Below are 12,754 nucleotides of genomic sequence, written 5' to 3' on the forward strand. Positions count from 1 at the left end.
AGTTGTTTCGTGGTGATTTGACCCAGATTAAAGTCTGTGAAGACTTGTTAAGAAATGTAACGAAATCTAGGCAACCAATGAGCGGATAATGCGCGCAAGACTTTGAATTTCTAATGGTTTCTGTACCATCACTGGCGAAACCCCGGTTACTGTCATCTCGGCATCGTCAAAGTAGCTGCTGATCAGAACCGCAGGCATATCCTCGCGCAGGGCCCGGGCGGCCTCGATCAGACCCGTACCCCTAAGTCCGGGCATCATCAGATCAGTGACCAGAACGTCATAGCCTTCCGGTGATTTCCGGAATGCCTCCAGTGCCTTTTGTGGATCGGAATAAGCCTCGACCTGGTACCCATAGCGGGTCAGCAGTCGGCGTGTGACAAACAGTATGTTCTCGTCATCGTCGACGAGCAGCACATGTTCATCTCCAGCCACGGCAGTAACCTCGGCCTGTTCTTGATGACTGAGGGCAGGCATCAGCGGATAGAACAGACTGAAGCGCGTACCTTTCCCAGGCTCCGAGTGTAATTCGACCCGGCCATGGCATTCCTCAACACTGTTGTGAACGATTGTCAGGCCCAACCCGGTCCCCTTGCCGACAGGTTTGGTCGAGAAAAAGGGTTGAAACACTTTTTCCTGCAGGTCCTCGGGCATTCCGGGACCAGTATCGCTGACGTCAAGTTGGATGACGCCAACAGCCTCGTCCGGCAGATCATCCAGTACGTCTTTGTTTGCAAGACCGATCCGCAAAACCACTTCACCGGGTTGATCGTCCATCGCCTCGAATGCGTTGTGGCATAGGTTCAGCAGAGTTTGAAAAAACAAGGTGCCATCGAATTCGGAAAACGCTTCGTCCACTTCGACATCGAAACGCGTTTCGACGTTTGGCGGCGCCGAAACACGGATCAGATCAAGCGCCTCCTGCGTGGCCTTCACCATATCGCCACGCCGGGGATTTCGCGGCCGCTGGCGGGCAAAGGTGAGCATCTTTCGCACCAACGCCTGAGCGCGGCGCGCGGCGATGCGGATTTGATTGACTGAGGTTTGGATATCTTCGTTGCCATCCGAATCCAGCTCGATCAAATCCGCATTACCTGTCACGCTCATCAGTACATTGTTGAAGTCATGCGCCACGGATCCGGCCAGGATGCCTACCGCCTCCATCTTTTGAACCTGCGCGAATTGTTCATGGGTACGGCGGGTTTCAGTCAGGTCCTCGCCGATGCCGATGTAATGAGTGATCGTTCCGTCCTGCCCCACCAACGGAAAAATCGCGGTTGAAACCCAATAGTGCGTACCATCCTTGCGCAGGTTGCGAAACACGCCGTACCAGCTTTGGCCTTTTTCCAGATTGCGCATGAGGTCCCGATAGACTTCCTTACCCGAATGCCCGGACTGCAAGAAGCGCGGCGTGTGGCCATAAACCTCATCGGTGTCATAACCGCTGAGGTCAAAGAATTTGCGATTGGCGTATTCGATCCTGAGATCCGTGTCCGTGATGATGATTGAGGTCGGACTTTGTTCGACCGCACGCGCCAATTTGCGCTCGGCCAATTCAACCTGTTCGCGCAATTCAAGCTCGGTTTTCAGGCGGTGATTGGTTCGCAATATGTTGGCAATCAACAAGGTGGTCAGGATTGCGATCATGCCCACGACCACGACAAGGCTCACAAGAATAATCGAGAAATTGCGGACCAGGCGCTCACCTTCGGAGAATGCGCGCACCATGCCTGAAAGGCTTTTGTCCCGTTCTGCGATCCATAGATTTTCCAGCGCGGCCAACGCGGTCAGCGCATCACTATCATCAACCCTTACAAGCGCATCAATCTGCTCAGCATTAAAACCAGAGGCGATGCCGGATTCGATAATGGGAACATTGCCAATATACTCATGTGCCACGCCCTCAATCAGGTGCAGTGCCTCAAGCTCAGCCACGGTGGGATTTGCAGCCCGGTAAGCAGCTATCGTCGCCAGCAGGTTGCGCGACTGCTGACGCAGAACCGGCCCGTAGGACGGATCCTGGCGCAGCACATAATTCTTGAAGTTGTGGATCAGCCCGCCATAGCCGAAATACTCACGAATGTCTGAAATCCAGTACCCCCGCGGCGTCGTCTCGACCGAATAGCTTTGCCAGGCCTGACGCATATCTCCGATACGGTTACTGGTTTCCCGCGACATGTACAGAAACACCGACAGGATGACGACCAGGGCGACACCGATTCCAAAGGCCGCTGCCAGCAGGCGTCGGGGATAACGTTCGGGTACGTCCTGATACGTGGTCATTCGCGATGCCTGTTGCCGGGGCTAAACGTCGATATCCAGTGCCAGTGCGTGAATACGCGGCACAATATCGCCGAGCGCGGCATGAACGGCCCTGTGACGGGCAACACGGGACTGCCCTTGAAATGCAGCTGCCCGTATACGCACATTGAAATGGCTCTCTCCTCCGTCGCGATACCCCGCATGGCCGCGATGGCTTTCGCTGTCGTCGATCACGTCAAGCTCACGCGGGTTGAACGCCGCCTGCAGGCGGGCACGGATATCTTCGGTTATGGTCATTTTTTTGCTCGACGGCAAAAATATTGCCGCTTCCCTCTTCTACTCTCCGGTCCTTACGTTAAACTGCCTCCTCCGAGTCGAAAAGACGCGTTTGCAGGAGCAGGCCCATGGTAAAGTCAGACCCTTTCGGATTCGATATGTCCGTATCCACCTCAAAGAAAAAGAATCCGCGCGGGCGTCGGGGTATGTCGGGTGCGTCGGAAACGTCGGTACGAATCTGCGATCACGACGGGTGTGAAGAGGCTGGCAAGTTCCGCGCGCCCAAGGCCCCGGATGTTCTTGATGATTTCTTCTGGTTTTGCCAGCAACACGTGCGCGAATATAACCAGAAGTGGAACTTTTTCGACGGCACGACCGAGGCCGAGCTGAACGCGCAACGCTCCAAGGACAAGGTGTGGGAGCGCGAAACCAAGCCTATGGGCGACCCCGAAGCCCGCGCCTGGGCGCGGCTGGGCATCGAGGACCCGCATCAGGTTCTGGGGGCGAATGCCACCAAGAACCCCGGTCGCACCTCTGGTGGTGGTGGCCGTCGTCTGCCTCCCACCGAGCGTCGCGCCGTTGAAATCCTCGAAGCCAAGGACAACTGGACCAAGGCCGAGGTGCGCAAGGCCTACAAAAAGCTGATCAAGGTTCTGCACCCAGACATGAACGGCGGCGACCGATCTCAGGAAGAGCAGCTGCAAGAGGTCGTCTGGGCCTGGGATCAGATCAAGGACAGCCGGAACTTTAAGTAGGTCTAGCTGACTGCCGCTTGGACCGGAATGGAAGATTTGCTGAGCGGTGTAGCGGTTCCGCCGACGCCGTGTTCTACAACTTGCTAGATTGGACATAAGAGCCTTAACCGGACATCGCCGAGTGATCTGGTAACTACAGGTGCTCTAGGCTGCTTACAGCACATTGCGACCTTGGCCCCAAGGTGCCCTTCGAGTGTCTGAGTGAATGATCGGACGTCTGCTTTGAGCCCATAGGGGAACACTTAGTCACTCTGCCTGTAGAGGCCCGATTCTAAGTACGGTTATACTGACATTGCAGCACGAATAGAAATCTTCGCTGGTGATAGTCAATCCGCAGGAGACCGATATGAGAGATCGCGACATTCAGCATTTACGCGAGACAATCCGGATTGCAAAAGAAAGCCGTCAGGCTGGCAATCACCCTTTCGGTGCGACACTGGTTGATCCCAACGGAGAGGTCCTCATCCGCTCCGGCAACAGCTATCAAGATTATAAGGGGTTAGGCCACGCCGAATTGAACGTCGCACGAGAGGCGAGCCGTCTTTATGATCCTGAATTCCTTGAAAAATGCACACTATATACTTCGGTAGAACCTTGCTGCATGTGCGCGGGAGCTTGCTATTGGGCGGGGATCGGAACAGTCGTCTATGGTATGACCGAAAAGCGTTTGGCCGTCTTGACCGGTGACAATCTGGAAAACCTGACACTGGATTTGCCCTGTGAGACCGTCTTCAGCGTCGGTCAGCGCCACGTTGAAACCCGTGGACCCTACTCTGAAATCGAGGATGAAGTTGCCGAGGGGCACAGGGGCTTTTGGCAATAGAAGGCCATCTTCCAATCAAAGTAAAAAAGCTGGAAATCAAAAAGGTGGGGCGTTCCGGAACAATGTCCACTGCGTCCGCTAGGCCGACCTTGATGCCATCTGAACCGGCACGATGCCCAATCGAAACTGTCAGATGACCGGTTTGAGCCTATGGCGGTAATCCCGCTGACTTGCGAATGAAGCTTAGTTGCGCGGGTAGTCGTTTGCGATCCAAGCTGACCAACCATCGGCGTAGTAGACTACGTCCTCATAGCCCCAAGAGACGGCCATCGCACTCGCCCGCACCGACCTGTCACACTCAGCATCAGAACAATAAAATACAACCATTTGGTCTTTGGTTACGTGCTCTGACAGGCTTTTCTCATTCAATGCCGAATTAACATCCAAATTAATCGCACCGGGTATGTGAGCGAGGCTAAATTGGGTGGACCGTCGTACATCTACAAATGTCTCGCCAGCCTCCATAAGTTCAAGGGCCTTTGGCGCGTCAACTTTATTCGCACCTTCTACATTGAACCCAACTTCGCTTTGCGAAATCAGCCTTTTCCAATCATCTTGTGCAACTGCGCTTATCGTCACGAGCAGCACAAAAAGCACCGATAATGCAATCTTCATAGCTCTCTCCATTGTACTATTTTTGGCCTCTGCGAAGCCTCGAGAGCAACAAAAGCATGACCGCTTCACAGAACGCCAAACCTCTAAAATTGTCGTCTTAATTCTAAGTTGCTCACCGCTCTGTATAGCACGGTATTTTCTGTTCGCTTACAGTTTCAAGTTTCTCGGTCGCTCAACTAATCTAATGAGCTATCAATCCACTGGACAGTATGTCTGCGTTGTCCGCGTTTCGGACCAAGGCGACGTGTTTAAGCTTTGGAAGAAATAGAACACACATATAAGCGCCCGACTGTTCAGGTCGAACGCTTGAAAATTCGTTGCGGTGTGAATTCTCACCGGTTGCACCCTCGGTAACCCAGCTCCAATAGTGAGAGCGCGATTCAATCAATGACAAACGGGGGCACAGAGCTGCCATTTCCCACTAGCGCAGCATTGATCACAACAAACGGCTGCAATGCGCGGGTATCTGTTTTATGGGTACTAGTAGTTGCTCGGCGGCAAAATGTGCCGCCGAATCTCTAGTCTATTGCCAGCTTGAAAAAACGTCTCGGGTCTGTTCGCTTTCCGGTCGAAGGTTTTCGATTCCCTCATACGGAACACCCTTTCCAAGCGGCAGATGCGGATGTTCGGCAATGGTTGTTTGGTGGCGTTTCACCATGTCCTGGAACGAAGCACCTGACCACAACGAGTAGCCAACGAGGGGGTGCTTTTCGCGCGGGTCGCGGTAGACATTGAACACGGGCGCGGCGGCACCGGGTTGACCGGGGGCTGGCATATGCATCTTGTATTCCTGCTTGACGACCGACCGCAGAACCGGCCCCTCGTACACATAGACATAGTCTCGGCGAGAGTTGCCCTCGCCTTCCAGCAGTAAGGCTGTCTGGTCAATTCCGTCGATGACTCGGTCGCGGGGAATGCGGTCGGTTGCGCCTGCAATCCGGGCGAAGGTTGTGAACAAGTCCGAGACGTGGACGATATCCCCAGCGGCGCTTCCGGGTTCAATCACACCGGGCCAACGGATGAAAGCATCCGTACGCACACCGCCTTCCAAGTGCTGAGTCTTTCCGCCGCGATATATCAGCTGGTTCAGACCGGATGTACCTTCGTAGTGGTACATCAAACCGTTGTCAGCCATGATCATCACAATGGTATTGTCTGCTTTGCCGGTTTCATCCAGCTTGGCCAGAACGTCCCCTATCCATCCATCGAGAACCTGCAATTTGTCAGCGTGAAAGCCACCGTTCCGTGAAACAGCCTGATCGGGATACGCGAAGTTCAGAGGATAGAGAGGCCAGTATTGCATAAAAAACGCCTCGTCCTGAGCGGCCAGAAGCTCTAATTGTTCCAGTGCCTGCCGCTGATAACGCAGGTTCATCTCTTCATATTTGGCTTGTGTCCACTCTTCTCCTGGCGCCATGTCTACTTCACGCGCCGGTCCTCCGGCTTCACCTTCCACACCGGTTACGAGACCATAGGGTTTGAACCGTTCGTCCAATTGGAACTGGTTTGACTGACCGGATGGATGGAAGCCAAGCATGTTGTTGGCGACCATCGCGTCACGTGTCATCAGGCTCAGCTGCACTTGCTGATGCAAAGGAAAGGCGGCCCAGTCAAAGCCTTGATTGTGCGGGTAGGACTGCTCGATATCGCCTTGGTGCCATTTGCCAACATGCGCGGTGTTGTAGCCTTCCTCCTTCAGAATTTCAGCAATCGTGACCTCCTCGGCGGCGAGGCCTTCTCCAACCAGCGCAACCTTGACCTCTTCAACGCCGGCGCGCACCGGGTGGCGACCGGTCAGCATCGCCGTCCGTGTGGGTGTACAGGAAGGCTCGGTATACATCCGCATCAGAGACATGCCTTCGGTGGCAAAGCTGTTGATGTTGGGCGTATCAAAACCGGTGACGTAGTTCATCGTCCGGTTGCCCATTTGCCCAAAGCTTACATCGTCGATCAGGATATAAAGGAAGTTGGGAGGCTGACCGCCATTGGCTTCCCGGAGTTCACTTAGCCTGGCGTCGATCTCAGCATCCTGGGCATCCCAACGCTCGCCGAACTGGGCCCGAAGAAACTGAAATTCTCCGTCATGAATAATTGACGCATCTTGAGCGTGACTCATACCCGAAAACAATAAAAATGCAGAAGTAACCCTCAGCAATGATTTCATTGGTAACCCTCCCCAGATTTCTGTTTATGGCTCTTCCGCGCTTATCAGCGCTCGTGTGATTTCTTTTTGAAGACCGTCCAGTGTTTCTCGAATGTCGTTAATCAACTTACCCGCTTCTCTTTCCGGCCCGTTTGTCATGGATTGGTATTCGTCGGTAAGAAGCAGAAAATCTTGACAGATTTCATCGAACTCGGGGTCATCTGCTCGAAGTTCTGCAATTGCTAAACGGTGGTCGGGAAACAGGTTGTCTAAGACGTGTTCTTCCAACTCTGCAAACCCTCGCATCAGAAAAGCGACTCTGACTTGCATGATCGTCGAAGTTTCTTTTCTTGTAAGGTATATTGGGGCATTATACGGTGAAATGAGGGGGCTAACTTACTGAAATCATGAAACCTCCCCGAGATAACTCGCAACATTCGGATGAATGCATGCCTCCCGCCGAAAACGAGGTGCGCGCGGCAATTCAGCGATTGGCGACATCATCAACCTTTGCGGGTTCGCAAAGATTGCGGGACTTTCTGAACTACGTCGTTAATGAAACACTCAGTGGCCGTGCAGACGACATCCGCGCCAAGACCATTGCAATAGATGTTTACGAAGGGACATCCTCAGAATTGGCGCGACGCGAGAATGTTGTGCGGGTGGATGCCGGACGGCTACGACGAAAACTCGCAGAGTACTACTTGGCGGACGGTCGTAATGAGAAGATTGTTTTTGCTCTTCCTAAGGGTGGGTATGCACCCAAAATAATTCTTCAGAAAAGAGATTCAGAGCGCTCTTTAGCAAAGTCTCAAGCATTGAGATCAATAGCACTTGGGCTCGTCGGTGCGCTCCTGCTTTTCGGAATTGCAATAGCTCTCGGTTTTCGGGCGGCAGACCAGGACGTGGCGGTCAAAAAGCCAGTCGCCGATTTAAACAGCGATGAACGCGGTGCCATATTCGATGCCTCACCTATGCGGCTTCAGGCCGTCAATCTCGCCAACGGCGGTCGAGACCTGATTTTCCCTGCGGTAGAACCGGCGCGACTTGACGCAGCCTTGCTGATATTCAAGGCGGCAATCGACAAAGATGAAAGCTATTTTGGCGGCCATGCCGGTGCTGCACAAGTGGCTGCTACGATTTCTCTGATGACACCGAGCGCTGATTTGGCAGCAGAAATGCTGAGTTACGCCACAGAGCAGGCCGAAATAGCCATGGATTTGGCGCCGGAAACTGGATGGAGCCAATCAGCCAAAGCCTGGGTGGAATTTGCCAAAGGCAATTGGGCCGAGGCATTAGAATTCTCAAATAGGGCCAGACGTTTAGCGCCCAATGACGTGCATGTGTTAGAGTTCGTGTCACTGATATTGTTGTATTCAGGTGAATTCGAGCAAGTCGTGGCCCTCAGCGAAGATGCTCTGTCAAAAATCAACCTGGATCGAGGTTACGTGTTTCAAAACGCGATGGGATCGGCAAAGTTTCACCTTCAGGACTTCAACGGCGCGGTTGCTGCAATCGAAGATGCGATGCAGAAAGGTGGGCCTGTCGGTCCAGTTTCCGTTGCATACCTGATGGCTTCTTACCAGATGATGGGCAATGAAACTGAAGCTATAGCGCTGTCCACCAAACTTTCAGAAGAATGGCCCAACAGCCGGGTGGATACTCTGTTTCAGAGGCTGTTTGCAGACCCCGAACACGGAATAGAACTTGGAAAAGCTATGAAACAAGCGGGTTGGGTTCCTCAGAAGTAGAGACTCAGGCCCTTGTTCTTCCCCCTTTGAATAGGTTCACCCGTATAGTTAGGAAGCAGAGGATCAAGGGTTTAGGAATCTCACCGTGCCGGAATTCAACATACGACGACGGATCTGACAGGCGCTAACGACAAATTTGGGCTAGTACAGTGAGGCAGGATTCGAGTCACTGACCGTCATACTTTGGATGGAGAGAGACGTCGTTTTATGGGTCTTAAACTTCGACTTCCAGTCTTTAACCGCCCACGTATACTCCGCTCCTTGGCCGATAAAAGATCTTCTGATCATGAAGCCGCCCCAGAAGGTCTTGAATGCGACGTAGAGACTCTTCCCTCTCCGCTTTTACGTCCTCATCCTCGTTAGCCAACTCGTGAGACAGCGAAGACAGGGCGCGCCGCAAAGAGACTTCTATAAGGTCTATGTCCTCGACTGAAAGTTCGAACATATCGTTGTACTGGGGCATCCTGGGGCCTCCTACCTGGGCGTAGACCCCAAGATTGCCCCACCTTTGGCCGGTTTTCCAGCTTTACCAAAAGAGGTGGTTTCTTTTGGACCAGTCTCAAGCCTGCGCCAGCCGGAAAGGAGCTGCAGGCTAAACAGGTTGATCACAAGCATTTATGCGGCCTTTGGTGGCAACCTGGAACCAACCAAGCTGATCGCCAGGGTTTCCGGTTGGTTACCAATCGAAAATCAACTGTGATGCGGGTCTTTCCCTGAAAACCTGTTGGCTGTTAGCCTTAGCCGCTTAAAGCTGGCTCCAGAACACGGCCATGCTGGGACACAACCACCATAACATCGGTCGTTTCGAACACAGTCGAAAGGTCTGAACGCAGCTGTAACGTAAGGTTGTCAATATTTGCGGCCGAACACGGACGAAGCGGGTCATAATACGCAACGACCGTGTAACCGCGACCCAGTTTGGAAACGGACAGGTCGATCAACGAACCACCGTCAGCCCGCAGCGTATCCCGAACTGCTCGGCGAACGGCCGCAATGTGCTGAGGCGCAGCAGTGACGCCAGCCAGCTCTCGCAGGCCTGACATAAAGTCCCTGAAATATTGCGCGATGACGGTTAAACACAAGACAAGCACGATGATCGAGTCACCAATAGGAGCGATCGGGGCCAGAATGCCATCCCTCAGGAAGTGAATACCCAGCAATCCGACTGCTGCGGCCCCTGTGATGACACCGTCAAAGGCAGCTGCCTTCTTTTCCAACCTGAGGACGTCACTTTGCCTTCCAGTTTTCACCCACGACCGGGCGTGGAACGCCCAAAGAAGCAAACAGGTCAGGCCAATAATGACGAAATAGCCCACCATCGGAGCGAATACCAATTCGGGCTGAGCTTCCCCGTTCAGGTAGCCCACTATGCTCAGGACCGCGTTGGAGATCGCAAACACCACTAGTCCCAAAAGTGAAAGGGAGCGAAAGGTCGTAAACAGGGCTTCGTCGCCAGCATATCCAAATGGGCGGAGTTTATCGGGTTTCTTCTGTACGTTGCGCGACACGCGTTTACCGAATAAGGCCGCCGTGAAGCCGATCAGCGAAAACAGACCGTCCACCAAAATGGCCTGAGAATGGGACAAATACGCGGCTACGATCCCCGCCATCGCCATGAACAGGTTACCTGCCATTCCTACGTTCATCGCGCGGCTTTCCAGCCTATACCGATCTTCAGGTGTCGTGGATTTCATAATCTGATCCCGCGTTTGTCAGTGATGCGCCTAATGGGCAATATTGCCTTAGTTTATTCGATGCTGAAACAATTCGGCTATCATCAAGGCTTGGCGGAACGCAGATGTCCCGCTCCTTCACAAAGCATTGCCACAATTCCAGATGCATTGGGAAGATCTCGGGGAAGCACAATTGAAGCCGGACCCATTTGTACGCGTCAAATCTGGGTATCAATCCAGCGTTGGAGGAGTAATTTGCGATCTCGAACAGTCCTGGATCAGGCGGTCGTTCATTGACACGAAAACTCGTCCGATATGTTCCACACCGTCACTTCAGCATCTTACCCTTTGCAGGAAACTCTGGGTGTAGAGGCCTGCTGTGCGGACATTGCCTAGCCTCGTAAAACGGCCCTTTGCCAAATTTGTTCGGCTTACGTCAATGGGTCGAGTTCAAGCACCACGCGCCTCGTTCTGAACAATGTGTAAATGACTCCCATACCCAGATAAGTTCACGTCCAATAACACTTCCAGCTTGACCACCGTAAGTAGACTCGGGGACTAAGTGACCGACCGCCGCGCACTGGTGACCATAAAGCCCGGCCCGGCAGTCCAGGCATCCGGATTGCGAATGATTGAAAGCGCTTCAGTCACCATAGTTTCTGACATAAATCCGCCTCCGATCAACTGAGGAGCCAAGGTCGCTAGTGTCAAAGACCATGTCTGTGCTTCTGCCGATCCTGCCGTGTTTCCAGACAAATTCAGAATAGGTTGAATGTGCCGCGCGTCGATTTCAGTGAAGCCGGTTTTGTCAAGAATGCGTGGAAGCGCGCCACCAAACCCAAGCTCCCATCCCTGAGCTGCCGCAAATTCCAGATATGCGGTCCAGAATGTCGCCCAAAACCGGCTGGGACCAGAAGCGATACGATCGAAATCCATTTCAGTTGCAACAAATGCACCGCCTGGTTTGAGCGACCTCAAGATACCAGACAGAACCTCTGTACGGGTCGGCAGAAAGCACAGCACCGCGCGACAGTGGACAAGATCATACACTCCTGAACCGAGATCCTCGCTCCGCAGATCGATTTTTCTGAGCGACAGATTGGGTAAGGTGTTTTCCTTCACGGATGATAGGTCCAGATCGCTTGCGGTTATGTTGGCGTCTGGGAAGGTCTCGGCAAGCCAAATCGCGACGCTGCCGCGCCCGGTACCAATATCCAGACAGTCTGCATTCGCGGGAAGGTTCAGCCTATCAATGGTTGAAAAAGTATCCGGGTCATGCGCGTGCGCCATTCGATCGAGCCGCTCAGCCTCTGTGGGCAAGGTGTGAGGTAAGAGATCTTCGTACATCTAACGCCTCCAGGAACTGCCCGAAAAAATACCCCAATTTCTGCAATGTTAATACCCAAGGGGGCAATTCAGTATTTTGTGGTAGGATCGGGCAATTTCACGCTTCAACGATGATCCAGTTGTTCAAGGAAGCGCAAGTACCATGAACAGACCTGTCGCACTCGACTATGTATTGTTGGTTGGGATCAGCCTGATCTGGGGATCGCAGTTTGTGTTGAACGAACTGGCTATTCGCAGTTTCACACCTTTGATCGTTGCAACAGGAAGAGTGGTGATCGGCTTTGTAACGCTGACGATCATTGCCGCGCTGATGCATGGAGGGTCAGTTCGATCCTCTTCGGGCACTGGTGCGCAACCTTGGATGCTTTATTGCGCGATCGCGGTCGCTGAGGCGATACTGCCCTGCTTTCTGATCCCTTGGGGGCAGCAGGATGTCGACAGCAGTATCGCAGCCATTCTACTAGCGACCGTGCCGATCTTTACCCTGATTCTGGCCCCATTTTTTGTGGATGACGAACGTTGGAGCCTGATCGCTGCATTTAGCGTCATTGTTGGCTTCGTCGGCATTTTGGTACTGATCGTTCCAAGCATCAAAGGAAGTTGGCTGGACGATATCATTGGTGAACTGGCGATACTGGGTGGTGCGTTGAGCTTCTCATTGAGCCTGATCATGATGAAACGCCTATCTGGTGTTCCTCCGGTTCTGGCAATGCGCAACGTCTTTATGATTGCTTCCGCAGTGCTTGTCGTATTGGTTCTGTTACTAAATACGCAGTGGCACTTGCGCCCAAGCTTGAACAGCATTTCAGCCTTGTTAGGCTTGGGCGTTTTCTGCGGCGGTATTGCTTACGTTCTCTTCATCTACATGGTTGGTCGAACCGGCCCGACCTTTACTGCCCTCACCGGATATTTGATAACCCTTGTCGGCGTGTTCATCGGCATCGCGTTCCTTGGAGAGCGGTTGCAGGCGAATGACATACTTGCACTTGTTCTGATCATTGCAGCGTTGATCATCGGCAAGTTCAAGCCCTAGGCAATACGCGCTCGGTTCCGAAGTGTAATAATCCGCTTGAACGATGTTCCTGTCGACGTGGTGCCCCGGAAGCAACCAT

General features: G+C 53.1%; 12 protein-coding genes. 4 read left to right on the forward strand and 8 right to left on the reverse strand.

Features of this window, described 5'->3' with window-relative positions:
* Positions 1-66: 66 nt before the first annotated feature.
* Both AC2TCY_RS21835 and AC2TCY_RS21840 read right to left on the reverse strand, forming a co-directional pair.
* On the reverse strand, positions 67-2,280 hold the full coding sequence (locus AC2TCY_RS21835) for a hybrid sensor histidine kinase/response regulator (RefSeq protein WP_480850718.1): 2,214 nt from the start codon (positions 2,278-2,280) through the stop codon (positions 67-69).
* A gap of 21 nt (positions 2,281-2,301) precedes the next feature.
* Positions 2,302-2,556 (reverse strand): BolA family protein, encoded by a 255-nt coding sequence (locus tag AC2TCY_RS21840; RefSeq protein WP_480850719.1) that lies wholly within the window; start codon positions 2,554-2,556, stop codon positions 2,302-2,304.
* 107 nt (positions 2,557-2,663) lie between these two features.
* Here AC2TCY_RS21840 and AC2TCY_RS21845 point away from each other — a divergent pair, with 107 nt between their 5' ends.
* Together AC2TCY_RS21845 and AC2TCY_RS21850 are read left to right on the forward strand one after the other, a co-directional pair.
* The gene (locus AC2TCY_RS21845; protein WP_480850721.1) at positions 2,664-3,290 is read left to right on the forward strand and encodes a DnaJ domain-containing protein; all 627 of its coding nucleotides are present in this window, start codon (positions 2,664-2,666) and stop codon (positions 3,288-3,290) included.
* Between the two features lie 346 nt (positions 3,291-3,636).
* Positions 3,637-4,113: a nucleoside deaminase gene (locus AC2TCY_RS21850; RefSeq protein ID WP_480850722.1), complete on the forward strand. Its 477-nt coding sequence runs from the start codon at positions 3,637-3,639 to the stop codon at positions 4,111-4,113.
* Positions 4,114-4,296: 183 nt separating this feature from the next.
* Here the strand turns inward: AC2TCY_RS21850 and AC2TCY_RS21855 are convergent, their stop codons facing one another.
* From AC2TCY_RS21855 to AC2TCY_RS21865, 3 genes are all read right to left on the reverse strand, one after another.
* Positions 4,297-4,728, reverse strand: a complete 432-nt coding sequence (locus tag AC2TCY_RS21855; protein ID WP_480850724.1) for a rhodanese-like domain-containing protein — start codon at positions 4,726-4,728, stop codon at positions 4,297-4,299.
* A 523-nt stretch (positions 4,729-5,251) separates the two neighbouring features.
* Positions 5,252-6,892: a sulfatase-like hydrolase/transferase gene (locus AC2TCY_RS21860; protein ID WP_480850725.1), complete on the reverse strand. Its 1,641-nt coding sequence runs from the start codon at positions 6,890-6,892 to the stop codon at positions 5,252-5,254.
* A 24-nt stretch (positions 6,893-6,916) separates the two neighbouring features.
* Positions 6,917-7,201 carry a hypothetical protein gene (locus tag AC2TCY_RS21865; protein ID WP_480850726.1) on the reverse strand — a complete coding sequence of 95 codons (285 nt, stop codon included), beginning with the start codon at positions 7,199-7,201 and terminating at the stop codon, positions 6,917-6,919.
* A gap of 161 nt (positions 7,202-7,362) precedes the next feature.
* On the opposite strand from AC2TCY_RS21865, the gene AC2TCY_RS21870 reads away from it, so the two are divergent.
* Positions 7,363-8,622: a tetratricopeptide repeat protein gene (locus tag AC2TCY_RS21870; RefSeq protein ID WP_480850728.1), complete on the forward strand. Its 1,260-nt coding sequence runs from the start codon at positions 7,363-7,365 to the stop codon at positions 8,620-8,622.
* 235 nt (positions 8,623-8,857) lie between these two features.
* Here AC2TCY_RS21870 and AC2TCY_RS21875 read toward each other — a convergent pair whose 3' ends face one another.
* The 3 genes from AC2TCY_RS21875 to AC2TCY_RS21885 all read right to left on the reverse strand — a co-directional run bounded on the left by AC2TCY_RS21875 (position 8,858) and on the right by AC2TCY_RS21885 (position 11,642).
* Complete coding sequence (locus AC2TCY_RS21875; RefSeq protein WP_480850729.1) at positions 8,858-9,085, reverse strand: hypothetical protein; 228 nt, start codon at positions 9,083-9,085, stop codon at positions 8,858-8,860.
* A gap of 274 nt (positions 9,086-9,359) precedes the next feature.
* Complete coding sequence (locus AC2TCY_RS21880; RefSeq protein WP_480850731.1) at positions 9,360-10,316, reverse strand: cation efflux transmembrane domain-containing protein; 957 nt, start codon at positions 10,314-10,316, stop codon at positions 9,360-9,362.
* A 537-nt stretch (positions 10,317-10,853) separates the two neighbouring features.
* A complete protein-coding gene (locus tag AC2TCY_RS21885; RefSeq protein ID WP_480850733.1) occupies positions 10,854-11,642 on the reverse strand; it encodes a class I SAM-dependent methyltransferase in 789 nt (262 codons plus the stop codon).
* 142 nt (positions 11,643-11,784) lie between these two features.
* Here AC2TCY_RS21885 and AC2TCY_RS21890 point away from each other — a divergent pair, with 142 nt between their 5' ends.
* Positions 11,785-12,675 (forward strand): DMT family transporter, encoded by an 891-nt coding sequence (locus AC2TCY_RS21890; RefSeq protein WP_480850735.1) that lies wholly within the window; start codon positions 11,785-11,787, stop codon positions 12,673-12,675.
* The last annotated feature ends 79 nt before the right edge of the window (positions 12,676-12,754 follow it).

It is taken from the genome of Ruegeria sp. HKCCD7181 (genome assembly GCF_057221055.1).

Bases quoted from the DNA above. Each gene is read 5' to 3' on its own strand.
- AC2TCY_RS21875 (WP_480850729.1), bottom strand. From the start codon at position 9,085: ATGCCCCAGTACAACGATATGTTCGAACTTTCAGTCGAGGACATAGAC.
- AC2TCY_RS21840 (WP_480850719.1), bottom strand. From the start codon at position 2,556: ATGACCATAACCGAAGATATCCGTGCCCGCCTGCAGGCGGCGTTCAAC.
- AC2TCY_RS21835 (WP_480850718.1), bottom strand. From the start codon at position 2,280: ATGACCACGTATCAGGACGTACCCGAACGTTATCCCCGACGCCTGCTG.
- AC2TCY_RS21845 (WP_480850721.1), top strand. From the start codon at position 2,664: ATGGTAAAGTCAGACCCTTTCGGATTCGATATGTCCGTATCCACCTCA.
- AC2TCY_RS21890 (WP_480850735.1), top strand. From the start codon at position 11,785: ATGAACAGACCTGTCGCACTCGACTATGTATTGTTGGTTGGGATCAGC.
- AC2TCY_RS21860 (WP_480850725.1), bottom strand. From the start codon at position 6,892: ATGAAATCATTGCTGAGGGTTACTTCTGCATTTTTATTGTTTTCGGGT.
- AC2TCY_RS21880 (WP_480850731.1), bottom strand. From the start codon at position 10,316: ATGAAATCCACGACACCTGAAGATCGGTATAGGCTGGAAAGCCGCGCG.
- AC2TCY_RS21885 (WP_480850733.1), bottom strand. From the start codon at position 11,642: ATGTACGAAGATCTCTTACCTCACACCTTGCCCACAGAGGCTGAGCGG.
- AC2TCY_RS21855 (WP_480850724.1), bottom strand. From the start codon at position 4,728: ATGAAGATTGCATTATCGGTGCTTTTTGTGCTGCTCGTGACGATAAGC.
- AC2TCY_RS21850 (WP_480850722.1), top strand. From the start codon at position 3,637: ATGAGAGATCGCGACATTCAGCATTTACGCGAGACAATCCGGATTGCA.
- AC2TCY_RS21865 (WP_480850726.1), bottom strand. From the start codon at position 7,201: ATGCAAGTCAGAGTCGCTTTTCTGATGCGAGGGTTTGCAGAGTTGGAA.